The 23,282-nt window shown below is 67.8% G+C and carries 23 protein-coding genes; 16 read left to right on the plus strand and 7 right to left on the minus strand.

Translation table 11 applies throughout. The features are described 5' to 3' along the window. Nucleotides 1-16 precede the first annotated feature (16 nt). Nucleotides 17-814 (minus strand): transporter, encoded by a 798-nt coding sequence (locus F4Y45_02610; GenBank protein MXY23400.1) that lies wholly within the window; start codon nucleotides 812-814, stop codon nucleotides 17-19. A gap of 31 nt (nucleotides 815-845) precedes the next feature. Next, nucleotides 846-1,904: a hypothetical protein gene (locus tag F4Y45_02615; GenBank protein MXY23401.1), complete on the minus strand. Its 1,059-nt coding sequence runs from the start codon at nucleotides 1,902-1,904 to the stop codon at nucleotides 846-848. Nucleotides 1,905-1,986: 82 nt separating this feature from the next. Here F4Y45_02615 and F4Y45_02620 point away from each other — a divergent pair, with 82 nt between their 5' ends. Next, entirely contained in the window at nucleotides 1,987-3,027 is a 1,041-nt protein-coding gene (locus tag F4Y45_02620; protein MXY23402.1) for a neuraminidase (sialidase), read from the plus strand. A gap of 63 nt (nucleotides 3,028-3,090) precedes the next feature. On the opposite strand, the gene F4Y45_02625 is transcribed toward F4Y45_02620, so the two are convergent. Then, nucleotides 3,091-4,044, minus strand: a complete 954-nt coding sequence (locus F4Y45_02625) for a ribokinase (GenBank protein ID MXY23403.1) — start codon at nucleotides 4,042-4,044, stop codon at nucleotides 3,091-3,093. A 20-nt stretch (nucleotides 4,045-4,064) separates the two neighbouring features. Then, nucleotides 4,065-5,198, minus strand: coding sequence for a M20/M25/M40 family metallo-hydrolase (locus F4Y45_02630; GenBank protein MXY23404.1), 1,134 nt, complete (start codon nucleotides 5,196-5,198; stop codon nucleotides 4,065-4,067). 129 nt (nucleotides 5,199-5,327) lie between these two features. Between F4Y45_02630 and F4Y45_02635 the strand changes: the two genes are divergently transcribed. The 4 genes from F4Y45_02635 (at nucleotide 5,328) to F4Y45_02650 (ending at nucleotide 9,230) form a co-directional block, all read left to right on the plus strand. After that, the gene (locus F4Y45_02635; GenBank protein MXY23405.1) at nucleotides 5,328-5,651 is read left to right on the plus strand and encodes a hypothetical protein; all 324 of its coding nucleotides are present in this window, start codon (nucleotides 5,328-5,330) and stop codon (nucleotides 5,649-5,651) included. A 118-nt stretch (nucleotides 5,652-5,769) separates the two neighbouring features. Next, nucleotides 5,770-6,792 carry a hypothetical protein gene (locus F4Y45_02640; GenBank protein MXY23406.1) on the plus strand — a complete coding sequence of 341 codons (1,023 nt, stop codon included), beginning with the start codon at nucleotides 5,770-5,772 and terminating at the stop codon, nucleotides 6,790-6,792. A gap of 98 nt (nucleotides 6,793-6,890) precedes the next feature. After that, on the plus strand, nucleotides 6,891-8,249 hold the full coding sequence (locus tag F4Y45_02645; protein MXY23407.1) for a cytochrome c: 1,359 nt from the start codon (nucleotides 6,891-6,893) through the stop codon (nucleotides 8,247-8,249). Nucleotides 8,250-8,276: 27 nt separating this feature from the next. Beyond that, a complete protein-coding gene (locus F4Y45_02650; protein MXY23408.1) occupies nucleotides 8,277-9,230 on the plus strand; it encodes a hypothetical protein in 954 nt (317 codons plus the stop codon). A gap of 38 nt (nucleotides 9,231-9,268) precedes the next feature. On the opposite strand, the gene F4Y45_02655 is transcribed toward F4Y45_02650, so the two are convergent. Beyond that, entirely contained in the window at nucleotides 9,269-11,209 is a 1,941-nt protein-coding gene (locus F4Y45_02655; protein MXY23409.1) for a PQQ-binding-like beta-propeller repeat protein, read from the minus strand. A 284-nt stretch (nucleotides 11,210-11,493) separates the two neighbouring features. On the opposite strand from F4Y45_02655, the gene F4Y45_02660 reads away from it, so the two are divergent. The 5 genes from F4Y45_02660 to F4Y45_02680 all read left to right on the plus strand — a co-directional run bounded on the left by F4Y45_02660 (nucleotide 11,494) and on the right by F4Y45_02680 (nucleotide 15,428). Continuing rightward, on the plus strand, nucleotides 11,494-12,288 hold the full coding sequence (locus tag F4Y45_02660) for a hypothetical protein (protein ID MXY23410.1): 795 nt from the start codon (nucleotides 11,494-11,496) through the stop codon (nucleotides 12,286-12,288). Nucleotides 12,289-12,311: 23 nt separating this feature from the next. Beyond that, on the plus strand, nucleotides 12,312-13,412 hold the full coding sequence (locus F4Y45_02665) for a mandelate racemase (GenBank protein ID MXY23411.1): 1,101 nt from the start codon (nucleotides 12,312-12,314) through the stop codon (nucleotides 13,410-13,412). Between the two features lie 123 nt (nucleotides 13,413-13,535). Then, entirely contained in the window at nucleotides 13,536-14,693 is a 1,158-nt protein-coding gene (locus F4Y45_02670) for an ATP-binding protein (GenBank protein MXY23412.1), read from the plus strand. A gap of 59 nt (nucleotides 14,694-14,752) precedes the next feature. Next, nucleotides 14,753-14,995 carry a plasmid stabilization protein gene (locus F4Y45_02675; protein ID MXY23413.1) on the plus strand — a complete coding sequence of 81 codons (243 nt, stop codon included), beginning with the start codon at nucleotides 14,753-14,755 and terminating at the stop codon, nucleotides 14,993-14,995. 10 nt (nucleotides 14,996-15,005) lie between these two features. Then, nucleotides 15,006-15,428 carry a type II toxin-antitoxin system VapC family toxin gene (locus F4Y45_02680; GenBank protein MXY23414.1) on the plus strand — a complete coding sequence of 141 codons (423 nt, stop codon included), beginning with the start codon at nucleotides 15,006-15,008 and terminating at the stop codon, nucleotides 15,426-15,428. A 22-nt stretch (nucleotides 15,429-15,450) separates the two neighbouring features. On the opposite strand, the gene F4Y45_02685 is transcribed toward F4Y45_02680, so the two are convergent. Then, nucleotides 15,451-16,176 (minus strand): TVP38/TMEM64 family protein, encoded by a 726-nt coding sequence (locus F4Y45_02685; GenBank protein MXY23415.1) that lies wholly within the window; start codon nucleotides 16,174-16,176, stop codon nucleotides 15,451-15,453. Nucleotides 16,177-16,275: 99 nt separating this feature from the next. Here F4Y45_02685 and F4Y45_02690 point away from each other — a divergent pair, with 99 nt between their 5' ends. From F4Y45_02690 to F4Y45_02715, 6 genes are all read left to right on the plus strand, one after another. Next, nucleotides 16,276-17,967: a sodium:solute symporter gene (locus F4Y45_02690; GenBank protein ID MXY23416.1), complete on the plus strand. Its 1,692-nt coding sequence runs from the start codon at nucleotides 16,276-16,278 to the stop codon at nucleotides 17,965-17,967. A gap of 194 nt (nucleotides 17,968-18,161) precedes the next feature. Continuing rightward, nucleotides 18,162-19,229: an MFS transporter gene (locus F4Y45_02695; protein ID MXY23417.1), complete on the plus strand. Its 1,068-nt coding sequence runs from the start codon at nucleotides 18,162-18,164 to the stop codon at nucleotides 19,227-19,229. A gap of 69 nt (nucleotides 19,230-19,298) precedes the next feature. Further along, nucleotides 19,299-20,807, plus strand: a complete 1,509-nt coding sequence (locus F4Y45_02700; GenBank protein MXY23418.1) for a sigma-54-dependent Fis family transcriptional regulator — start codon at nucleotides 19,299-19,301, stop codon at nucleotides 20,805-20,807. A gap of 130 nt (nucleotides 20,808-20,937) precedes the next feature. Next, nucleotides 20,938-21,546, plus strand: coding sequence for an outer membrane beta-barrel protein (locus tag F4Y45_02705; protein ID MXY23419.1), 609 nt, complete (start codon nucleotides 20,938-20,940; stop codon nucleotides 21,544-21,546). Between the two features lie 2 nt (nucleotides 21,547-21,548). Continuing rightward, on the plus strand, nucleotides 21,549-22,394 hold the full coding sequence (locus F4Y45_02710) for a hypothetical protein (GenBank protein ID MXY23420.1): 846 nt from the start codon (nucleotides 21,549-21,551) through the stop codon (nucleotides 22,392-22,394). Between the two features lie 61 nt (nucleotides 22,395-22,455). Next, a complete protein-coding gene (locus F4Y45_02715; GenBank protein ID MXY23421.1) occupies nucleotides 22,456-22,638 on the plus strand; it encodes a hypothetical protein in 183 nt (60 codons plus the stop codon). An 11-nt stretch (nucleotides 22,639-22,649) separates the two neighbouring features. Here the strand turns inward: F4Y45_02715 and F4Y45_02720 are convergent, their stop codons facing one another. After that, a complete protein-coding gene (locus F4Y45_02720) occupies nucleotides 22,650-22,967 on the minus strand; it encodes a helix-turn-helix domain-containing protein (GenBank protein ID MXY23422.1) in 318 nt (105 codons plus the stop codon). Between the last annotated feature and the right edge of the window lie 315 nt (nucleotides 22,968-23,282).

Consider the following 23,282-nt stretch of genomic DNA (forward strand, 5'->3'; position numbering starts at 1 on the left):
CGTTCGGCGGCGGTGGCTATCTCGGCAGTCGAAAACTGAGCCCGGTGCCGACGAACAGATCGTCGGCGGGACCCCGCAGCCGTCGGCCGACGGACACGTCCCACTGGACGAGCTCGTCCAGCAGAAGCGTGAACCCCGCGTCGACGGAAGCGTTGGTCGCGGCCGCGCCAGCGACCTGACGGTCGCCGAATACCTCGAGGAACGTTCCCAGCCGGTCGGTCAGGCCGACTCCGAGCGCCAGCGAGTACACGACGAACGCATCGCGATTCGGTTGACCTGGCGAGGACTCCCACGCCGCCCCGGCGTTGTAGCCGAGCGAGAGCCGCGGTCCCAGCTCATGGGCGAACGCGAACAGGAACGACGGGTCGGCGCCGCCGCTCGAATACCGGTCGGCGCCGGTCGGGAGCGACAGTCCGCCCAGGACCGCCAACTGCGGCCGCCAGCCCTCCGGGTCAGGGATCACGTTGACCTTGGCGCCGATCTCACTGTCGCCGGCGCCGCGACGGCCTCCGCTGCCGATGATGCCGGTGTGGCCGAGGCGGAGTTCCGTCCGCCCGCCGAGGCCGATGCGGACGAGGGTACCGGGCGCCGTATGGGTGTCGACACCGTCAAGGGCGCGGGCGAACAGGTAGCCGGTTTCCACCTGCACGAGGCCCCGCGGCACGGCTACCGCCGATTCGGTCTGGTCCGGACGGTCGGTGACCAGTTCCGGCGCCTGAGTCTGCGCCCTCGCGCCGGTCGTCCCTGCCGCCACCGCCGCAACAAGGAAGGCGACTCTGGCAATCCGGCCGGCTCGACCTACGCCCCTGTGCACGCGTCGGCTCGAGCCGGGAGACGGTGACCGCTCAGCGGCCCGCGGCGCGCGCCTCCTCGGCGCGCGAGCCGGCGAGGATGTTCGTCAGGCCGTAGTTGCCCTCGTGGCAGGCGTACTCGAACATCGGTTCCGTGCTGCGGGCCCACGGTGACGAGCCGGTCCACGGGCTGGTCCACACGTTCGGATCGTCGACCGTGAACTGGTAGTCGAGCGTCTCCGGCCCCACGCGGGTGAACCGCTCCACCACCCGCAGGGCCGGGCTGAGATCCCAGTTGGTGCCGCCCTGCACGCCGGGGCCGGACGAGAACAGGTAGGCGCGATGGCCGAAATTGGTCGTCTCGACGACGAGCGTGTCGCCCTCCCAGCGGCCGCGTGAATGACCGCCGAACTGGGCGATGTCGTCGTCGATCGCCGGGCGGCCGTCGAGGTGGATGAAGCGCACGTCGTGGATGTGCTCCTGCACGATGGCGATGACGTCCGGCGTTTGCACGAGGTGGTAGTTGTTGTTGTAGGCGGTGGGCAGCGACGGGACGCCGCGGTACCAGATGCACCGGTCGCCGTAGTCGAACTGCTCGTGCGAGTCGGCCGGCACCAGTCCCTCCCGAATGTCCTTCACGCGCTGCCGCTCGGGCGACGCAACGAAGGCTGCGTGCTCGGGCGTGAGCGCGGGCAGGCGCCCGTTCGGCGGGTCGATGACGAGCGACGTGCGCCGCGTCGGGACGACGGTGGTCCCGCGGTCCAGCCAGAACGCGTTGTAGCCGCCGACGCTGCCGCCGACCGGCAGCGGCTCGGTGCGCACTTCGCTGGGCGCGTTCGCGCGGGCATTGGCGTCGACGACGCGCTGCTCGATGGCGGCCGCTTCCTCCGCGGTCAGGAACGCCTTGTCAGCCAGGTTCTCCGGGCGCTGGAGCGGCGTAACGGTGGAGCTGTTCCACACGCCGCCGATATCGGGATCGCCCCAGGCGGTGCGCGGCGCTTCCCAGCCGTCCGGCGTGGTCGGCTGGGACCACGCGTCGGCCGGCGCCAGGACGACGCCCGCGGCCAGCACCAACGCACCGAAACCGACGTGTACGTGGAAATGACGACTCATCGCTGACTCCTTCGCCCGGAGCGATCAACGAGACTTCGTCGATCATACCCGCCCCGGTCGCGGTTGACGGTATCCTCACGGCATGCGGGCGCCCGCGATTCTTCCGTTCATCCTTGTCGCGCTGGCGACCACCGCCTCGGCGCAGGAGCACACCCTCGGCTTCATCTGGGAGGAAGCGCCCTTTCCGCGCGCCCACGCATCGACCATCGTCGAGGCGACGGACGGCACGCTGATCGCCGCCTGGTTCGGCGGGTCGGGCGAGGGGCAGGAGGACGTCGGGGTCTGGTCGTCGCGCCGCCCGAAGGAAGGCGAGTGGTCGCCGCCCGTCCAGCTCTACAAGGAGCCGGACCAGCCCGCCTGGAACCCGGTCCTCTTCCGCGGCGACGGCGAAACCATCTGGCTCTACTTCAAGATCGGCCCCAGCCCCCGCGCGTGGAGCGGCGCCTATATGACGACGACCACGGCGGGAGAGGAATGGTCCGAGCCGGGTTGGCTGCCGTCCGGGATGCTGGGACCGGTCCGGGCGAAGCCGACCCGCCTCGCTAGCGGCGAGATCCTCGCCGGGACCTCCCTTGAGAGCTACCGGACGTGGTCGTCATGGATGGAGATCAGCAGCGATGGCGGCGCCACCTGGAGCAAGTATGGCCCGCTCCTCTTCGGCGATCCGGAGCGGGATCGGATCGGGACCATTCAACCGACCCTGATGGAGATAGAGCCCGGCGTGATCCGCGCGTTCTTCCGGACGCCGCGACGCCTGGGCAGGATCGCGACGTCGCTATCGCGCGACGGCGGCCGGACCTGGGAGCCCATCCGGCTCACGCGGCTCGATCATCCCAGCGCCGGCATCGACTCGCTCCGGCTCGACGACGGCCGCTGCCTGCTGCTCTACAACCCGTCGACTACGCAGCGCTCGCCGCTGTCGCTCGCCGTGTCATTCGATGACGGCGAGACGTGGCGCGACTTCTTGGTGGTCGAGGAACTCTCCGAGGGCGAACGGGGCGAGCTTTCCTATCCCGCGATGATCCAGGACTCGAACGGGGACCTGCAACTCACCTATACCTGGAACCGGCGCCGCATCCGGCATGTGACGGTGCCGTTGGACTTGGTTCCTACGGGACCCTGAGCCGGTCACCTCACCGGCGCCACGCAATCGTCTCACGGTGAACACGTAGCGCGTGCACGCCTCTCAAATCCGCCCGCCACGAATCAGGTCATCGACCTCCCCGGCAGTCGGGCTCGCCTCACGGGCGCCGAGGCCGCGGCACTTGAGCGCCGCCACGGCGTTCGCGTAGCGCAACACATCCTCGACTTCCGCGTCGTCTCCGCCGCGCAGCCAGCCGGCGATGAACCCGCCGCGGAAAACGTCCCCGGCACCGGTGGAATCGACGACGGGGACGCGGAAGGCCGGCGTTCTGATCTCGGTGTCGCCGACCAGGGCCAGACTGCCCTCGGCCCCGAGGGTCATGCAGACGAGGGCCGGGCGGTAGGCGTCGCGGATGGCGCGCAGGGCCGCGCCGGGCGTGCCCTTGCCGGTGAGGGCAGCCGGAAAGTCCTGCGCCGTGACGATCATGTCGATCTCCGCGAGCAGCGCGTCGATGCCGTCGCGGACGCGCTCCACGTCGATGACGGTCCGGGCTCCGGCCCGGCGGGCGTGGCGGGCGGCCGCCGTCGAGGCGGCGGTATCGTGGCAGTCGACCAGCAGCACCCGGCCAGCGCCGACCGCTGCCGGGTCGACGTCCTCGGGCCGAAGTTTGAGCCCCGGATCGCGGGACCAGAGCACCGTGCGCGCCCCCGTCCCTTCCTCGACGAGAATCACGGACATACCGTTGCGCGTGTCGGGCGCCACCCGGCAGGCGCTGATGTCGACCCCTTCGGCGTCGAGGCTGGACCGTCCCTGCCGGCCGTTCTCGTCGTCGCCGAAGCAGCCGACGTAGCGAGCGCGCCAGCCCAGCCGCGCGCACGCCACCATGGCGCTTGCCGCCTGACCCCCCGGCGAGTACGCCTGACGCCGGACCGGTTGCTTGGAATCGGGCGCCGGAAAGCGCTCCAACACGACCAGCAGGTCGGTCATGTTGAGGCCGAAGCCGACCGCGTCAAAGGGTCGGCCGCCCTGGGGCGGGAGACCGATCGGCATCCGCATGCCGGAATCGTAGCTCCGCCTCAGCAGAACGCGCGGATCAACTCGACGAGGGTGTCGCGGCAGACGCACACCGAGTCGATCTCGACGTACTCGTCCGGGCCGTGGAGACCCGCCCCGGCCGGGCCGAACAGCACCGACGGCGTTCCCGCTCCCCCGAGAATCGCGGCATCCGTCCAGAAGGTCATGCCGGTCGGCGCGTCGTCGAGACCGCGACGGCGGAGGAGCCGCCGCAATTCCGAGCACAGGGGATGATCGTCGGCAATCTCGTGGGGCTGACGCGTCAGCAATTGCCGCGCGGAGGCATTGAAGTCATCGTCCTCCCGAGCCAACTCGGCCAGCGCCTCTCGAACCTCTGTCAGTCCCGCATCCGGTGGCTCGCTGACCAGCGTGCGGCGTTCGACACCAAGCACACAACGGTCGGGGTAGACGCTGAGGGCCTGACCGCCGTGAATCGTCGAGGCGTGCAGCGACGCCCGACCCAGCCGCGGATGGGTCGCACCGGCTCTGAGCGCCGCCTCCACGGCCTCCAGTCGTCCGAGCACGCGTCCCATGTGGACGATGGCATCGCGCCCGTCGGCGGGACGGCTGCCGTGGGCGGCGCGCCCGCGCGTCTCGATCTCCACCCACTCGAATCCCTTGTGGGCGGTCGCCACTCGCAGATCCGTCGGCTCGGTCACCACCGCCCCGTCGGCGGAGTGGGCCTCGACCAGTGACGCCGCGCCGGCACTGGCATGCTCTTCGTCGGCCACCGCCGCCACCACCAGCCTCCCGCGCGGAAGCCCGCCGATGCGCGCCACGCGGACCGCCGCGTCCACCATCGCGGCCACGCCGCTCTTCATGTCCTGGCTGCCGCGGCCGAAGAGACGGCCGTCGATCACGCGCGGATCGAAGGGTGCGGTCATCCCCTCCACGCCCACCGTGTCGGTGTGGCCGCACAGCATCAGCGTGCGTCCCGGTGTTCGCCCCTCGATCACGCCGACGACGTTCGGACGGCCGGGGGCGACCTCCGTCAGCTCGACGGCGATGCCGCCCTTCCGCAGCGCATCCGCCACATGCTCGGCGACCGCTGCCTCGCCGGCGCCGCCGGGAACCAGGGACGGGTTGACCGAATCGATGGCGACCAGATCGCGCAGCAGGTCAACAACAGGGTCCATCGGTTTGCGGCTCCAACGCACGAATGGTATTCGCGGCGGGCCGGGTGGCTACGGAGCCGACGATTCGACTAACGTGGCGGTGGCGCCGTTTGGTGGCCATATCCGCCACGGGCCAAAGGAGGGAGCGCGATGCGGCATACGCGGATTCTCTACGGCGGCCCCCTTACGCACCACTGGTCGTACTTCTGGCTTCGATGGATGGCCACCGTGCGGGGCCTGTGCATCTTTACTGCGGCCATGAGCGCTCTCGCGTTCAACACGTACTGGCAGCGGGGCGTTGACGTGGTCAATGTGGCGCTTCTGCTGATCCCGCTGATGGCCATCGTCCGCATCGCGCGCCACCTGAAGAAGCGGGAACGGGAACCGGGGCGAACGACACCCGATGCGAGCATGGAGTTCTTGTTTGAAATCGCGTGGGTCTTCGTTATTCTGATCCTCCTGATGTCCTTCTAGCCGCGAAAACGCGTGCGCTCACCGGCTCCGCCATCCAGATCGGCATGACAGCCCGCGCGGGCAAGGCGCCACAATGCCTGGTCGACAGCCGCCCGTCGCGGGCTGGTAGGATCCGGCGATGAGTCACCCTTCCCGCTACGGCTTTCTGGCCATCGTCTGCGTCGCCCTGACAACACCGGCGATGGGGCAGTCCGCGTCAACGGTCCAGCGCACGGCGCATGGCGATCCCGACATCCAGGGGTTGTTTACGTTTCGGACGCTGACCCCGCTTCAGCGTCCGATCATCGATGCCGGCGCGTCAGCGCTCCTGGCGGGTCGGGAAACGCTCACGGCCGAGGAGGCGGCCGCTTACGAGGCGTCGCGGCGCCGGGAGCTGAACCGTGACACGCAGGATCTCACGGTCCGAGCCCCGGGAGTGCGCTATCAGTCCCTCGCGGAGGGCGGTGTCGGTGGCTACAACGAGTTCTGGTACGAGCGGGGCATCGAACTGACCCGAGATAAGCGCACATCGCTGATCGTGGATCCTCCTGACGGCCGGATCCCCTACCGGGAGGCGTTTCTGGCCGAGGCGCGGGTCCGCGGGGCGAACATCAGCAACGGATTCGCCGACTCCTACACCGATCGCAGCCTGTCCGACCGCTGTTTGCTGGGGTTCAATGCCGGTCCGCCGATGGTCTCCAGCGCGTACAACAACAACGTGCTGATCGTGCAGACGCCGGATCACGTCGTGATTCTGAACGAGATGGTGCACAACGCGCGCATCATCCCGCTCGACGGCCGTCCGCACGTCGGCCTCGATCAGTACTCGGGGGACTCGCGCGGACGCTGGGACGGTGACACGCTGGTGGTGAATACGAAGCACTTCCTGCGCGAGACCAGCCTCAACGGTTCGAGCCGAGACACCATCCTGGTCGAACGGTTTCGGCGCCTGGACGCGGATACGGTGATGTACGAGTTCACCGTCGAGGATCCGAACGGCTATACGCGGCCCTGGACCGCGCTCATGCCACTGCGCCGCACCGACGGCCCGCTGTTCGAGTATGCCTGCCACGAGGGCAATATCGGCCTGGCCGGCATCCTCGGTGGCGCCCGGAACCTGGACACGCAGCGGATCCTGCCCGACGCCGATCCGCAGCAGTGAGCGGCGCGGTCACTGCACGGCATCGAGAACCTGCCCGGGACGGACACTCCGTAGTAGGATGTGCGTATCGGAACCAGAGTGTACTGAGAGGTGTCGTTATGCTAAACACTCCCCTCCACGCTTCGTCAGGCGGCCGGGTGGTTGCCTGGAGTCTTGGGGTCGCTGTCCTCAGTGTGACCTGGGGTGCGCCCGCGGCGGCCCAATCGCCCGGCGACGCGCCCGCGGTTACCTTCGCTCGGGACATCGCCCCGATTTTCCAGAGGAACTGCCAGCAGTGCCACCGGCCCGGCTCGATCGGCCCGATGTCGCTCACGACCTACCAGGAAGCGCGCCCCTGGGCTCGGTCGATCAAGCAGCGCGTGGTAACGGGCGAGATGCCGCCCTATCGATACGACCGCGACATCGGGATTCAGGAACTGAAGGACGACCTCCGGCTGAGCCTGTCCGAAATCGAGACGATAGCCCGCTGGGTGGACGACGGGGCGCCCCTTGGCGACCCGGCCGATCTTCCGCCGCCGCTATCGTTTCCGGATCTCAGCGAGTGGGCCTATGCGGATGAGTTCGGCCCGCCGGACCTGGTGATCCGGACGAAGCCGTACACGCTGGCGGCCGATGGGTCGGACGTCTGGTGGCGGCCGATCGTGCCGACCGGCCTGACCGAGGACCGGTGCCTCAAGGCGGTCTCCGTCAAGCCGTCGCCCGCGGGGCGCGCCGCCGCGCACCACGCCAACAGCCAGTTGCTCGATTTCGACGAGGAGAGCGGGGAGTGGGTCCAGGTCGAGCGGCTCTCCGAGTACGCGCTCGGGAAGGTCGGCGAGATCGTTCCGGAGGACGCCTGTCGTCTCCTCCCGGCCGACTCGATGGTCAGTTGGGACGTCCACTACTATCCGACCGGCGAGGTCATCGAGAACGACGTGGTCGAGATGGGCGTGTGGCTCTACCCGAAGGGCCATCAGGAGCAGGTGCAATTCCAACAGGATCTCAAGCTGTATTCCCTGCTGATGAAGGGCAGCGAGCTCGAGCTTCCACCGCATGGCACGGCGATGACGCAGGGGTTCCATTCCTTCGAGACCCCGGTGCGGATCGACAGCTTCCAGCCGCACGGTCACTTCCGTCTAGTGGGCAAGACTCTTGAGATCTTCGATACGAAGACGGGCGATCTGGAGATGGTGAGCTCGGTGTCCAACTGGACCAACGACTGGCACACCAGTCACATCTACGCAGAAGACGCCGCACCGCTCGTCCCGGCGGGGTCCGTCCTGGTGATCACCGGCTACTACGACAATACGGCCGGGAACCGGCAGAACCCCGACCCGAACCAGTGGGTGGGACCCGGCAGCCGTACGGCGGACGAGATGTCGCATGCATGGATCGCCGTGACGCATCTCGACGACGAGGGCTACGAGCGTCTGGTGGCCGAGCGGGAGAGTCGCAAGCAGACGGACAACGAGGAGTAGCAGCACGGAAACGTGCGGAATCAGTCTGTGGCGAAAGAGCCTCTCGGTATCGAGAGGCTCTTTCGCTTTTCCGGCGGCAACGCGTTGATGGAGGGAACGCCAGTGCTCGGACGATGGCTCGCGGGCGGCCTCGCAGCCGCAATGCTCATCGGCTCCCCATCGCTGGGGGCCCAGCGGCAACGACCACTTACTCCGCTGCCGCCAAACGGACTTCGGGTGGTCCCGTTCTTCGACGGCTGGTACCGGAATACGGATGGAACCGTCACCCTGTCGTTCGGCTATTCCAACCTCAACCTGACCGAGGTCGTGGAGATTCCCCTGGGTGCAGACAACTTCATCGAACCGGCGGAGTTCGACGGCCGGCAACCCACGTCGTTCCCGCCTGTCGCGCGTGAGGGCGCCACGAGCAGGCGCCGGCGAGACCGGGAGCGGGGGGTGTTCACCGTGACCGTGCCGGCCAGCTTCAGCGGCGACGTCGTCTGGACCCTGGTCAACCAGGAACGGACCTTCTCCGTGCCTGGAAGCGACAAGATCGGTGCCTACCAGCTCCGATGGCCGATGGCTATGGGGTCGCAGCCCCCACTGGTCCGCTTCAGCCCCGATGGCCCTGCCGGCCGGGGTCCCACCGGGATCGACGCGGAGCCGATGCGCGCGTCGGTGGACACGCCGCTTTCGCTGACGGTCTGGATCCATGATGACAGCGTGCGGGACGAAGAACCGCTCCCGGTCAGACGGCGGGGCGACACCGCGGCGCTGAACGTGACCTGGTTCAAGCATGCCGGTCCGGGCGCGGTGGTCTTCAGCCCGCGCACGGAGCCGATCGCAGAGACAGAGGGGATGGTGACCACGACTGCGACCTTCGAGCAGCCGGGCGAGTACGTGATCCGTGTACGCGCCGACAACTTCGGCCGGGTCGACAGCTCCGCCGGCAACCAGTGCTGCTGGACGAATGGCTATGTGAAGGTCACCGTCACGCCGTAGCCGTCCAGAGTCCGCGAGCCGCTGGACCCAGCTTCGAGTTATGGCAGCGTGAAGGCCAGCAGCGTGGTCCCCGCGGCCACCGCGACGTACTGCTTTCCGTCATCGCCCAGGTAGGTGATGGGGTTGGAGCCGTTGATCAACTGCTCGGTCTCGAAGCTCCAGAGTTCGCGCCCGGTCTTCGTCTCGTAGGCGCGGAACAGTCGATCGGTGGCCCCGCCGATGAAGAGCAGGCCGCTCGCGGTGGAGGTCGGCCCGCCCTTCTGAGAGTTGGGGGCGCCGGTGTTCACGCCGGGCGGTGCGCCTTCCACGGTGCCGAACGGGATCGTCCAGGCGATCTCGCCGCTGTTGACGTCCACGGCGACCAGTCTCGACCAGGGCGGCTGCCAGCAGGGCCAGCCGTTGACGGACGGCCGGGTGACGACGTGCCAGTAGATGCGGCGCGACTCGGGCGGGCCCACGTAGCCGCCGCGGTCCGGATCGTCCTCCACCCGTACGAGCTGGCTGATGTGACCGGTGTCGGCGTAGTTGATGATGTAGTACCCGAGGCTCGGATCGAAGGTCCCGCCGGTGAACTCCGTCCCCCCGCCGGTCGACGGAAACACGAGCGCACCCTCCTCGGACGGCGGCGTGTAGGGGCCGCGGTTTCGCCCGCCGTCGTACTGCATCAGCATCTCGCGGCACGCCGCCGTGTGCTCCGGCGTCACCGTCGCTATCTCGTCCATCGTGAAATCGATGCGTCCGATGGGCGGCGGCTTGACCGGGAACGGCTGGGTCGGCGAGTAGTACTCCCCGGGCATGTTCCCGGCGGGTACGGGACGTTCCTCGATCTCGTAGATCGGCTCGCCGGTGACCCGGTTGAAGATGAACAGCACCGGGTACTTCGTCATGACGCCGACGGCGGGAATCGTCTCGCCGTCCCGCTCGACATCGAACAGGATGGGCGGCGCCGGCATGTCCAGGTCCCACAGATCGTGATGGACGGCCTGGAAGTGCCATAGCCGCTCGCCCGTCAGGGCGTCGACGGCCACGATCGAGTCCGAAAAGAGGTTGTCCCCGGGGCGGTCGTGGCCATAGAAGTCGTTGTGGGCGGAACCGAGGGGCATGTACAGAATGCCGCGCTCCTCGTCGATGGTGAAGAACGACCAGGTGTTGGCGCCGCTAACGTTGCGCCACGAGTCGTCGAGCCAGGTCTCGTTGCCGAACTCACCGGGGTGGGGCACCGTGTGGAACGTCCAGACGAGTTCGCCCGTCCGCAGATCCCACGCGCGCGTGTCGCCCGCCGGCCCCTTCGATCCCGTCTCGTCCGCGTTGTGGACACCCGTGAACACCAGATGCTTCCAGATGGCCACGCCGGACGAGATGCCGTAGTGCATGTCCGGGAAGCCGTTCATCACGTCGGGGGTCTTCATGTCGACGAAGCCGTCGTTGCCGAACCGCGGGTTGGGGAGGCCGGTCGCCGCGTTCAACGAGATCAGCTCGCCCTCTTCGGTTCCGAACACGATCTGCGGGGGTATCGTGTCGTTGCCTTCCCAGTACGCCAGCCCCCGCATCGAACCACCCGTCCAGTGCAACTGGTGCTCCGGCGAGTTCCAGTCTCCAGGCGCCGTGTACTCCCAGATCTCCTCACCGGTCTCCGGCTCCAGGGCCACCACGCGGTAGTACGGAAACGACAGGTACAGGACGCCGTCGACCATGAGCGGGGTCGACTGCGCCGGCCGTGACGGCACGCCCGCCTTCGTCATCTCGTAGCGCCATGCCGGCACCAGCGTCGAGACGTTGTCGATATTGATCTGCGTCAGCGGCGAGTGCCGCTGGTTGCCGGCGTCGCGTCCCCAGTGCACCCAGTCGTCCTGGGCTTGCACCGCCGGCGCCTGCGCGGCGAGGGTCGCGACCAGGAGGAACCACAGCGAGCGCCGCACCGCACGATGTCGTATCGTCGGGAACCTTGTTGCCATGAGTCGAGAGCGCCTCCTGCGCATGGAGCCTCACCCGGGCACCGTCGGGATGAGCTCGCCGGTCCGGAACGGTTCGTCAATCTAACGCCGTTTCGTGCGGCGACTCAAGCGAAATCCTCGGACTGGCGCCGCCAGTTGCGCCATCTTCTGCTCCGGATAGCTCTTCTGGAGTGAACACTCGAAGATATCAGTTTGCAGTGGTCGGGGTACTTGATAGAGATTAGGGGCGTCCGGCTTCGTGACAGTATTCTCCGTCGGCCTCGCCGCCGCGGCGACGGTCGGCGTGTCACTCGGGAAGGAGGTCACCCGTGAAGCTGCAACAAACGGTCCTGGCGGTGGCGGTCATTGCCCTGGCGGCGTGCGGCGGTCCGGACGCGGTCGACACCGAAGCGGCGGCGGCGCAGGATGGAGAGGCCGCGTCGGCCGGCGCGGCTTCCGCCGAGCCGTTCACGCCGCGCGAGATGACGGAGGCCGAGATCCCGCCGGGGATTCACGAGGATTCGCTGGCGCGGCTCCCGCGGATCACGCGCGAGTCGCTCGACGCGGACGGGCAGCGGGCCTACGACGTCATCGTCCATCCCGATAGCCGTTATTCCGACGGCCTGCGCGGGCCGATCGGCATGTGGATGTACAGCCCGCTGATGGCCGAGCATCTCTTCCCGGCCAGCAGCTACCTCCGCTTCGGCGCGGACGGCAACCGCGATCAGCGGCTGGCGGAACTGGCGATCCTGACCGCCGCCCGGCTCCTCGACAGCCAGTACGAGTGGTCGGCCCACGAGGGGCTCGGCCGGAGCGCCGGTCTGGAGGATGAGATCATCGACCTGATCCGGTACGACCGTCCGCTTGCCGATGCGGGCGACCTGCCGGGGCTGGGCGAGACGGAACGGACAATCATCCGCGCCGTCCGGGAGATGATCCTCGAGCCGAAGCTGAGCGACGAGACGTTCGAGGCCGCGCAGCGCCTGCTCGGCAACACGGGCATCATGGACCTGGCCGGCCTCATCGGCCACTACACCACCGTGAACTACACGCTCAAGGCGTTCGACATACAGCGGCCGCCCGGCAGCATGCTGACGCTGCCGCCGCGCGACTCGCTTCCCTGATTCCGCCCTGCGCCGCCCGGACGATGGACACCGCCACGGCTACGCGGGAGTCGCTGCTCACGATTCGCGGCCTGACGGCGCGCGCCGTGGCCGCGCCGCTCGCCCGTCCCCTCCGGACCGCGTCGGGGGACGTGCCCGTGTCGCCTCTCGTCCTGATCGACGTCGCGTCGGAAGAGGGTCCGGTAGGCCGGGCCTACGTCTTCGGCTACACCACGCTGTCGCTGCGGGCCCTCCAGGCGTTCCTCGAGGACCTGGACGAGGTGGTGCGGGGACGGCCCGCCGCGCCATCGGCGGTCTACGACGATATGGCGGCGCGCTTCCGCCTGATGGGCCGCCAGGGCATCGTCGGCATGGCGCTGTCCGGCCTGGACATGGCGCTCTGGGATCTGCAGGGGCGGGCGCAGGAGCGGCCGGTCGTCGAGCTGCTTGGCGGTCGGGCGGCGCCGGTCCCCGCCTACGACAGCTACGGCGTCGTCGATCCGGTTGCGGATGGGGCGGCGCTGCGGCGGAGCGTCGACCAGGGGTTCCGGGCGATCAAGATCAAGCTGGGAGTCGGCGGTCTCGACCTGGACGTCGCCACCGTCGCTGCCGTGCGCGACCTGATCGGCGCGGACGTCCGGCTGATGGTCGACTACAACCAGTCGCTGACGGCGCCGGAAGCGCTGCGGCGCATCCGCGCCCTCGCCCGCTTCGATCTCGAGTGGGTGGAGGAGCCGGTGCCGGCCGAAGACCTCGCCGGCCACGCGCGGGTCCGCGCGGCCTCACCAGTGCCCGTCCAGACCGGCGAGAACTGGTGGTTCGGTCACGACATGGCGCACGCCCTCGCCGCCGGCGCCTGCGACTTCTGCATGCCGGACCTGATGAAGATCGGGGGCGTCACCGGATGGCTGCGCGCCATGGGGCAGGCCGAGCAGGCCGCCGTGCCGATCTCGAGCCACCTGTTCATCGAGGCGAGCGCCCACGTCCTGCCCATCACGCCGCTGGCGCACTACCTGGAGTTCCTCGACCTGGCCGGGGCCGTGCTCGCCGAGCCGCCCCGGGTGGTCGACGGCTGCGTCACCGCCCGCGGCCCGGGGCTCGGCCTGGAATGGGACGAGGCGGCGGTGACGCGCTATCTGGAATAGGACGCGGCCCGGCACCGGTGATGCCGTACGGCGCCGACCAGACCGGCGCGTGCTGGCGGCGAGCTTGGGACCTGGGTATAATTGTTGTCAATCACTTCGCAGAAGTGTGATTTGCAACAATACATAGCGCGTCCGGGCCTGCTCGCCGAAACCACCACGGGACTCGCCGAAGCGCCGGTGGTCACCCTGCTGGGCGCGCGGCAGGTCGGCAAGACGACGTTAGCCGGGCAGGTGGCGGCATCGTGGCCCGGACCGACCACCGTCTTCGACCTCGAGGTGGCCGCGGCGCGCGAAGCCCTGTCCGCCACCCCGGAGCGGCTGCTCCGCCATAGTGAAGGCCTGGTTGTCATCGACGAGGTGCAGCGGAGACCGGAACTGTTCGAGGTGTTGCGGCCGATCTGCGACGATTCGGATCGGCGCGCAGTCTTCCTCCTGTTGGGCAGCGCCTCTCTGGACCTCGTCCAGGGCGTGTCCGAGACGTTGGCCGGACGCATGCTGTTCGTCGACGTGGGCGGGTTCTCGCTGGCCGAGGTCGGGGCGGAGCAGGACCGCCTCTGGATGCGCGGCGGGTTTCCGCGCGCCTGGCTGGCGCCGTCGGCCGCGGCCTGGACGCGCTGGATGCAGTCGTTCACGCGCACTTTTCTGGAGCGGGACGTCGCCCGCGGGTTGGGGTCGGCTGTCTCCCCCGACGCGTTGGGCCGCTTCTGGCGCATGCTGGCGCACGTGCACGGACAGACGTGGAACGCCGCCGAGCTGGCGCGCTCGATGGGCGTGAGCGCGACGACGGTGAACCGCTACCGTGACCTGTTGGCGGGCGCCTTCATGCTCCGCGTGCTGCCGCCCTGGTTCGAGAACCTGCGCAAGCGCCTCGTCAGGTCACCCAAGGTCTACGTGCGCGACAGCGGCATCCTGCACTTCCTGCTCCGGCTGGAAGAGCGGCGAGACCTGCCGCTGCACCCGCGTTACGGGGCAAGCTGGGAAGGGTTCGCCCTGGAGCAGACGCTGCTGGCGCACGGGGAGCGCGAAGCGTACTTCTACGGGACCCAGCGGGGCGCTGAACTGGATCTTCTCCTGTTGCGGCGGGGGCGGCGCTGGGGCTTCGAGTTCAAGTGCGCCGACGCCCCGCGCACCACCCGTTCGATGCACGTCGTCATCGACGACCTCGGGCTGGAGCACCTGTGGGTGGTCTACCCCGGCGACCGGAAGTACCCACTGACCGGCCGCATCACTGCCTTGCCGCTGACGCGTATTCGCGACATCGAGCTGCGGCCGGCGTCGTGACTTGATTGCATTGCAATCATCGAGTAGTCTGGATTTCGACCTGAACAGGTACTGCGAGCATGGCGAGCATCACGATCCGCAATCTCGACGACGATGTGAAGACCCGGCTTCGGACCCGCGCGGCGGGGAACGGTCGTTCCATGGAGGAGGAAGTGCGGCTTATCCTGCGGGAGGCGACCGACCGGGAACCCGAACCGGAGAATCTGGCGAGGTTCATTCGCGAGTGTTTCGCGCCCTTCGGCGGCGTAGAACTCGAACTGCCGCCGCGTGAACCGATGCGCGAGCCCCCGAAACTCGATTGAGATGGCGGCAATGGTGGTGCTCGACACGAATGTGGTGTCCGAGTTGATGCATCCCGCCGGCGATCCCGTGGTTGCGTCGTGGGTTGCGGAGCGTCCGACATCGAGCCTGTTTCTGACGGCGGTGACCGAGGCCGAGCTGCGCTTCGGTCTTGCAGTCATGGCCGCGGGCAAACGCCGGGACGGCCTGGCAGCGGGACTTGAGCGGATGTTGCGAGCAGGCTTTGCAAACCGCGTCCTGCCCTTTGACAGCGCCGCCGCACGCGCGTATGCCGAGATCGCCGCCGCCCGGCGCTTGATGGGCCGGCCGGTCTCGCAGGCGGACGCTCAGATCACGGCGATCGCGAGCGCCCGGGGCATGGCCGTGGCGACACGCAACGTTCGGGATTTCGAAGACATGGGGATCAACGTGATCGACCCCTGGGAGAGCACCTGAGCAGTTCCTGCTCGACTCGGTTCTAAGCCGTGCCTGTCGCCTCCGTGATCGCCTGCCGCGCCGTCTTGGTCACGACGGCGGTCACCGCGATGGTGGCGAGCAACCCGACGACGACGACCGCGTAGTACAGCGGCCCGCGTTCCGGGCCGGCGTCTCCGGCCAGGCGAATCACGTCACCGACGAGGAAGCCCGAATAGGTATAGAGGAACGAGCCGGGCAGCATGCCGATGGACGCCAGCACGTAGTCGCGGAACCGGACCTTCGTCAGCCCCAGCCCGTAGTTCAGCAGGTTGTACGGGAAGACGGGCGAGAGCCGCAACAGCACGACGATCTTCCACCCTTCGCGCCCCACCGCGCGGTCCACCGCCGCGAACTTCGCGTTTCCGGCGATGCGTTGCTCCACGGCCTCGCGGGCGACGTAGCGCGCGAGCAGGAACGCGACGGACGAGCCGAGCGTCGCCCCGGTCATCACGTAGAGGACGCCTTCTCCCAGGCCGAAGATCGCGCCCGCCGCGAGCGTCAGCACGGAGCCCGGAATGAAGGCCACCGTCGACCCGATGTAGCCCAGAATGAACACGATAGGCCCCAGTGGGCCGAGCCCGTCCACCCATTCCACGAACCGATCCAGGAACACGCCGAACGTCCGTCCGAGCGCGACCAGCGCCACGACCGCCACAAGCCCGAACAGGATCCGCCCGATGGGGAGCGGTTTCCGGGTGTTCGCCTGCGCCTCTTCGACTTCCGCCATGCGATCAGTCTACTGGAACGCCTCTGCGGGCCCGCCCGGCGGGCCGGGCCGCCGGCAGTCGCTTGACGCCGGATGGGGTGTGGGCGAGACTCCGGGGCCGTGCATCCCGTCGACTGGACCATCATCGTCGCCTATCTCGCCTGGGTGTTGTACGACGGCGTGAAGCGGGCGAAGGGCACCGGCGCCGTCGAGGGCTACTTCCTCGCGTCGCGCTCGCTGCCGTGGTGGGCGGTCGGACTGTCGGTGATGGCGACGCAGATGAGCGCCATCACGCTGGTCGGGACCACCGGCCAGGGATACGACGACGGGATCCGCTTCGTGCAGTTCTACTTCGGGCTGCCGCTGGCGATGATCATCCTGTCCGTCACCCTGGTCCCGTTCTTCCACCGGGCCCGGGTCTTTACCGCCTACGAGTACCTCGAGCGGCGCTTCGACGCCCGCACGCGCGCGCTGGCCAGCTTTCTCTTCCTGATGTCGCGCGGCCTCAGCGCCGGCGTGATCATCGCGGCGCCGGCCGTCATTCTCTCCATCGTCTTGGGGTGGAGCCTGCCCCTCACCATTCTCGCCATCGGCGTGCCGACGACGCTCTACACGATGTTCGGCGGCGTGCAGGCGGTGACCTGGGCCGACGTCAAGCAGATGGTGGTGATCATGGTGGGGGTCAGCGCGGCGGTAGCGGCGCTGATCGCCGGATTGCCGGACGATGTCTCGCTGGAGCCGGCGCTGCAGGTGGCGGGGGCGACGGGCCGGCTGCAGGCGATCGACTTCACCTTCGACCTGAACGAGACCTACACGTTCTGGTCGGGCCTGCTCGGCGGTCTGTTCCTGATGCTGGGCTACTTCGGCTGCGACCAGAGCCAGGTGCAGCGCTATCTCACCGCGAAGTCGATCGACGCCGGACGCCACTCGCTGCTGATGAGCGCCTACGCGAAGATCCCGCTCCAGGTGCTCATCCTGATGATGGGCGTTCTGGTCTTCTGCTTCTACCTCTTCACCGAACCGCCGATGCTGTTCAACGACTCGCACCAGCCCGCGGTGGAAGCGAGTGGGCGGGCGGGCGAGTACCGGGCGCTCGACGAGCAATTCCGCGCGGCCCATGCGGCGCGACGCTCCGACGCGGAGGCGGTCGTCGCGGCGCGGCGGGCGGGTGACGAGGCGGCGTTCCGGTCGGCGACGGCGGCCTTCGAAGCGAGCGATCGGCGGGTGGTCGACGTCCGCGCCCAGGCGCGCGACCTCGTGCGCGACGTCACCGGCGATGCCGCCTACAGCGACGTCAACTACGTTTTCCCGACGTTCATCACGACGCAGCTCCCCATCGGCCTCGTCGGGCTGCTCATCGCCGCGATCTTCGCGGCGGCGATGTCGAGCATCGCGGCGGAGTTCAACGCGCTCTCCGCCGCCACCACCATCGACTTCTACCGCCGCCACATCAAGCGCGAAGCGTCGGACGCCCACTACCTGCGGTTCTCGAAGATCGCCACCGGCTTCTGGGGCCTCTTCGCGTCGGTCACCGCCCTCTACGCCGCCAATCTCGGCTCGCTGATCGAGGTCGTCAACCGCTTCGGCTCTTTCTTCTACGGCTCGCTCCTCGGCGTCTTCGTCCTCGCGGTCGGCATGCCGCGCGTCACCGCCGCCGGCGCCTTCTGGGGGCTCATCGGCGGCATGGCATCCGTCGCCGCGGTCGCCACGTTCTTCCCCGACGTGTCGTTCATGTGGCACAACCTCGTGGGGGTCGTGGCGGTGTGCGCCATCGGCGGGATCACCACGCTGCGCCGACCGGCGTCTGCTTAGGACGTTCAGTGGACATCACGTGCACAGGGGTATGACATTTGGTGTCTATCCTACCTGCGAGTGCGGTGTCGGGACCAACCTCCGTTCCTTGCGTAACAACCGGCGATCCAGGCACTTGTGAGAATGCCGAGCGACTGGCACGGTGCTTGCTTTCATCGGAATCACGCACTGCTGCACGGTAGGGAGGAACGAGAATGGCGCTCAGCCCGGAACTGGTCGGTTTCGTCAAGGAAGGTCTCGAACGGAAACTCTCGCGGGAACAGATTGCGGACATTCTGACCCGCGCGGGCTGGCCGGCGGATCAGGTTCGGCGGGCCTTGGCTGGATTCGCGGACGTCGAGTCCCCGATCCCGGTCCCGCGGCCAGCCGTGTCGACCCGGCCGCGCGAGGCCTTCCTCTACGTCGTGATGTTCATGGCGCTGTTCGTCAGCGCCTACAGCCTGGGAGCGGCGGTCTTCGGGTTGATCGATACCTATCTGCCCGACCCGGCCGGATTGCCGCCGTTCGTGATCCGCGAGATCCTCCGGTTCTCCGTGTCGGCCCTGGTCGTGGCGAGTCCGGTGTTCGTCTTCGTCACCCGGGTCATTCGGCGCGGCGTTGAAGAGCAGCCCAGCTCCCGGCGATCGCGCATCCGCCAGCAACTGACGTACCTGACGCTGTTCGTCGCGTCGTGCGTTCTGGTGGGCGCTGTCACCGGGCTCGTTTACAGCTTCCTCGGGGGTGAGCTGACCGCCCGCTTCGTGCTGAAGTCGCTGACCGTGACCGCGATCGCCGGTGGCGTGTTCAGCTATTACCTACGGGATCTGCGGGATACGGAGCGGGACCCGCGCGAAACGCGGACGCCGCGCCGGCGCGATCTCCTTCCCGCCCTCGGCGCCGCGTCGGTGCTGGTCGCCGTGGTCGCCGGCCTGGTGGCGCTCGGGTCGCCGGCCGACCAGCGGATGGAACGGCTGGACGCGCGCCGCGCCCAGGACCTCGACGCCATCTCGCGGGCCATCGACCGCTACGAGGCGACGCACGAGAGGCTACCGGCGACGCTCGACGAGTTGCAGCGCAATTCCGACGTGCAGGTTGCGATTGCGGACCCGGTGACCGGCGAGCCGTACGGCTACGCGGCCGGGGAGGGAACGGCCTACGAGCTGTGCGCCACCTTCGAGCGGGCCAGCGAAGAGCGTGAGTTCCGCCGCGGGCGGCCCTTCTCACGGCACGAGGCGGGCCGGCATTGTTTCCCCCTTCGGGCTGAGCCCGACCGCAGCGGGTGATTGACATGAAATGTACACGGACGTACATTTCATGTCTTGTCACTCTTTAGGCCGCAAGAGCGTCGAACCATGGAGTCGCTGGCGCGGCTGGCCTACACCAATCCGTTCGGCTCCGAGTTCATCGAGATCGAACACGCGGTTCTCGGCGACGACTTTGTGCCGCATGGGCCGGTCTGGAGCCTCGAGGCAGGCTACGAGGGGAATCCGGCCCTCGAACCGCTGGTGTCCGCCTCCGAGCGGGCGGCGCGGGACGCCAGGGAACGCCTACTGCGGTCGGGATCGGCGACTCCGGAGGAGCTGGCGCTGTACGCCTACGTCGTCGGCCAGATGCTCTACTGGCGGTACGAGGACGACCTGCACCAGGTCCACGTCGACCCCAGCCGCAGCCGTCGCCGGCTGGCGTTCTACGAGCGATTCCACCGGGACGTAGAGCACTTCCTGACGCTCGACGGAATCCCGTTGCCGTGGCGCGTGGAGCCGCCGCACCTGTTCGCCTGCTTCTTCCAGGCCCGCCGCGCGTTCGACCTCATCTTCCGGAACATCATCGGCACGTCGAAGGCCGCCGCGAAGCTGCGCGCGGATGTGTGGCAATCCATCTTCACGCACGACATGCGGCGCTACCGCCGCTCGCTCTACCGGCGCATGCACGACGTGACGACGCTCGTAACGGGACCGTCCGGAACGGGCAAGGAGCTGGTCGCCCGGGCCATCGGGCTCTCTCGGTACATCCCGTTCGACCCTCAGCCCGGGACGTTCGCGGCGAACCTCGACGGGGCGTTCCACGCCGTCAATCTGTCCGCGCTGTCGCCGACCCTCATCGAATCGGAACTGTTCGGGCACCGGAAGGGCGCTTTTACCGGGGCGCTGCAGGATCGCATTGGATGGCTCGAATCGTGCCCGCCACTCGGCACGGTGTTGCTGGACGAAATCGGCGAGCTCGACCCTTCGATTCAGGTCAAGCTGCTGCGCGTCCTGCAGAACCGCGAGTTTCAGCGGATCGGCGAGACGACGCCCCGCGAGTTCAAGGGCAAGCTGATCGCCGCGACGAACCGAGACCTCGACGCCGAGATGCGCGCCGGCCGCTTTCGCGAAGACCTCTACTACCGGCTGTGCGCGGATCTCATCGAAACGCCGTCGCTCCGCGATCAGTTGCGCGACTCGCCGGACGAGCTCCGCAACATGGTGCTGTTCGTCAGTGAGCGCGTGGTCGGGTCCGACGAGGCTTCGGACGTGGCCGGGGAAGTGCTGGCCTGCATCGAGCGGGATCTCGGGCCCGACTATGCGTGGCCGGGCAACGTGCGGGAGCTCGAACAGTGCGTCTGCAACGTACTGGTGCACAAGCGCTACCGGCCGAGGACGGCTCCCGAGACATCGGATGCAGCCGATGGCGTGGTGGCGGCATGGCGTGAAGGCGATCTGACCGCCAAGGAGCTCCTTCGGCGCTACTGCACGCGCGTCTACGCGACGACGGGAAGCTATCAGGAGACCGCGCGCCGCCTGGATCTCGACCGGCGCACCGTCAAGCGGTCGATCGATCCCGATCTGCTCGGGCGACTGACGGCCGCCGAGCCGAACTAGCGACGCCCTGGCGGGCGCGGCCGGCGCAAGCTCGTAGCGCGCCCGTCCCGGCACGTCCAGGAATCCGGCCAGGCGCGACCCTCCGCATCGCAGGCTCAGGACGGCACGCAATTTGCATCCTGCTACCGGCATGGATGCACGATTACTCCTTCATCGCTCGCTCGGGGTGGCCATTGTGCTGCTAATGTGCTCGCCCGCCGCGGCTCAGGAGGCGCAGCCGAAGCCGCGGACACACCACGTCAGCCTGCAACCGGGCGTCTTCAACAACTCGGCCGAGGGCTTCGAGTTCGGCGGCCTCGACCTCGACGCCGGCAGGGACACGTTCTACGGCGCCGTCAGCTATCGGTACTCCCTCAACCCCTCCATTGATCTCGCCTTGCACGCCGGGCACTGGATTGGCCAATGGACAACGGCGACGTCTCACATCGTCGAGTTGGCCAGCGGATTCATCGGCCCCGGCGTCCGCGTCAATGGTCGGCGCCGGGCGGCCGGGCGCGTCGTCCCCTATCTCCAGACGAACGTCTACTTCGTGCAGGAGCAACTGGTTCTCGAGCGGGCGTGGTCGAAACGAGTGACGCAAAACGCCTTCGGAGTTGGCCTCATGGGCGGCCTCAACGTCGTTCTCGGTGAACGCGTTTCGATTCCGATCGAAGCGATCTATCTGGCGACCACCGGTAACGCAGGAATCGATGACCTTTCCGGAGTCGGTCTTTCGATCGGCGTCGACCTGAGCTTCTGACAATGGCCGCCATCCTGCGAAGCCTGATTCTGGTGGCGGCCGTCGCGTGGGCCAGCGCGATGCCGACCGCCCGTACGCAGGCCAATGACATCGACGCACTCATGGAGCGGGTGCTGGAGAACCGGTACACGTCATGGCAGGAGCTCGGGGACTTCACCCTGCGCCACGTGCTTGCCGTCGACCTTGAAGCGCCGCTGGAGATTCCGTTCCCGGGGCTCCGGCGCGAGTACGAGTGGTACGTGCTCGACGGTATGGCCATCCGCAGCCCCGTGCGGTTCAACGGCATCGACCTCGACGCGGGCGACCGTCGCGATGCGGAGAACGATTGGCGGCGCGGCGAGCGCCGCCGGCGCGCCCACGGCGACCCGCAGGATCTCGCGCCGCGCTTCGTCAGCGACGCGTTCTACGGCACCGAGTTCCCGTTCGAGCCGGGCGCCTACTACTTCGCGGGCCATGACACGGTCGCCGGCCGCGAGGTCGTTCGAATCGAGTACTACCCGACCGGTCCGGATCCCAAGTCGTCCAGCACGCGGCTCAATCAGGGGTTCAACAAGACTTCGCTCGTCACGTTCTGGGTCGACGTGAAGACAGAGCAGATCGCGAAGTACGAATTCGCCAACGCCGGAATGGACTTTCTACCGCTGCGCTGGCTCGCGCGGGTCGAGGGTTTCAAGGCATCGGCGGAGATGATCCCCGTCGGCGACGTCTGGATGCCGGCGCGGGCGACCGTGAGGGGACGCATCATGACCGCGCGTGGCGCGTTCCAAGGATCGATCACGCAGGAGTTCTTCGACTACCGGGAGGCGGAAACGGGCACCCGGCTCGTCGGTCCTGTTGGTGCGCGATGACCCCTTCTTCCTGACGGCCAGCGAGGAGCGCGTGTCACGGGAGTAGCAGGACAGATCCGGCTTGCCGGACGAGCCGAGCGAGTCCCTCGGCCAGTGGCTGATCGAGAACATGCCGCGCCTCGGTGAAATTGAGATTCCGCCCCGTCACGAAGACCGTGAACGCCCCGTGCCATTCACTGACTGGACCGACAAGGATTGGGAGGCCTTCGACCGGAAGCACGCGCTGGAGGACGAGGGCGAGTGAGAGCGCGCTGTCTACGCCACGGCGCTCAGGCCGTTCTTCGCTACTAGCGTCAGGAGCTTCAATGATGCGCCGCGCGGTCGTTTCTGGCCGCGCTCCCACTGGCTCACTAGCCCGGTCGTCACGTTGAGATGGCGCGCGAACACTGCCTGACTCGCGTTTTCGCGAAGCCGAAGCGCGCGGATATCCTCCGGGGCCATCTCTTCGACTGGTGTGAGGCACATTTCGTCGAACGCCCGCATGGTCCGCTTCGACATCAAACCGGCCTCGGCGAGGCCGAGCGCCGCCTCATGTGCTGCCGCTAGCGCTTCACTCTTGTATTGCTTGGTCATCTGGTCTCGCACAGCGCGGAGTCGTCCAGTCCCTCGCGATCGGCGAAACGAGCGAATGCCTTGGTCTTGAAGGTCTGCAATCTTGACCCCGCGAACGCCTATTGCCATACCTATTCTATAGCACCAAGTGCGACCTTTATCCAATCTGCCCTCGCTATTTTCCGTGTTCTTGCCCGTGACCGTGATGCTTGCGGGGATAACTTATTAACAGTTATAGACTAAACATGCAGTATGGAGTCTGGACGCGGGTTGTCGTGTAAAATAAATTGGCCAAATACTTAATAACATCCTGTAGTTTCCCAGGCGGTGTTTGAG

The sequence above is a fragment of the Acidobacteriota bacterium genome (assembly GCA_009838525.1).
Taxonomy (GTDB): Bacteria; Acidobacteriota; Vicinamibacteria; order Vicinamibacterales; family UBA8438; genus VXRJ01.

What these genes read in the sequence shown, in the direction of transcription:
- F4Y45_02640 (MXY23406.1), top strand. Translation starts at nt 5,770, where the DNA reads ATGAGTCACCCTTCCCGCTACGGCTTTCTGGCCATCGTCTGCGTCGCC.
- F4Y45_02645 (MXY23407.1), top strand. Translation starts at nt 6,891, where the DNA reads ATGCTAAACACTCCCCTCCACGCTTCGTCAGGCGGCCGGGTGGTTGCC.
- F4Y45_02700 (MXY23418.1), top strand. Translation starts at nt 19,299, where the DNA reads ATGGAGTCGCTGGCGCGGCTGGCCTACACCAATCCGTTCGGCTCCGAG.
- F4Y45_02625 (MXY23403.1), bottom strand. Translation starts at nt 4,044, where the DNA reads ATGCGGATGCCGATCGGTCTCCCGCCCCAGGGCGGCCGACCCTTTGAC.
- F4Y45_02665 (MXY23411.1), top strand. Translation starts at nt 12,312, where the DNA reads ATGGACACCGCCACGGCTACGCGGGAGTCGCTGCTCACGATTCGCGGC.
- F4Y45_02630 (MXY23404.1), bottom strand. Translation starts at nt 5,198, where the DNA reads ATGGACCCTGTTGTTGACCTGCTGCGCGATCTGGTCGCCATCGATTCG.
- F4Y45_02720 (MXY23422.1), bottom strand. Translation starts at nt 22,967, where the DNA reads ATGACCAAGCAATACAAGAGTGAAGCGCTAGCGGCAGCACATGAGGCG.
- F4Y45_02680 (MXY23414.1), top strand. Translation starts at nt 15,006, where the DNA reads ATGGTGGTGCTCGACACGAATGTGGTGTCCGAGTTGATGCATCCCGCC.
- F4Y45_02615 (MXY23401.1), bottom strand. Translation starts at nt 1,904, where the DNA reads ATGAGTCGTCATTTCCACGTACACGTCGGTTTCGGTGCGTTGGTGCTG.
- F4Y45_02635 (MXY23405.1), top strand. Translation starts at nt 5,328, where the DNA reads ATGCGGCATACGCGGATTCTCTACGGCGGCCCCCTTACGCACCACTGG.
- F4Y45_02710 (MXY23420.1), top strand. Translation starts at nt 21,549, where the DNA reads ATGGCCGCCATCCTGCGAAGCCTGATTCTGGTGGCGGCCGTCGCGTGG.
- F4Y45_02695 (MXY23417.1), top strand. Translation starts at nt 18,162, where the DNA reads ATGGCGCTCAGCCCGGAACTGGTCGGTTTCGTCAAGGAAGGTCTCGAA.
- F4Y45_02675 (MXY23413.1), top strand. Translation starts at nt 14,753, where the DNA reads ATGGCGAGCATCACGATCCGCAATCTCGACGACGATGTGAAGACCCGG.
- F4Y45_02685 (MXY23415.1), bottom strand. Translation starts at nt 16,176, where the DNA reads ATGGCGGAAGTCGAAGAGGCGCAGGCGAACACCCGGAAACCGCTCCCC.
- F4Y45_02620 (MXY23402.1), top strand. Translation starts at nt 1,987, where the DNA reads ATGCGGGCGCCCGCGATTCTTCCGTTCATCCTTGTCGCGCTGGCGACC.
- F4Y45_02655 (MXY23409.1), bottom strand. Translation starts at nt 11,209, where the DNA reads ATGCGCAGGAGGCGCTCTCGACTCATGGCAACAAGGTTCCCGACGATA.
- F4Y45_02705 (MXY23419.1), top strand. Translation starts at nt 20,938, where the DNA reads ATGGATGCACGATTACTCCTTCATCGCTCGCTCGGGGTGGCCATTGTG.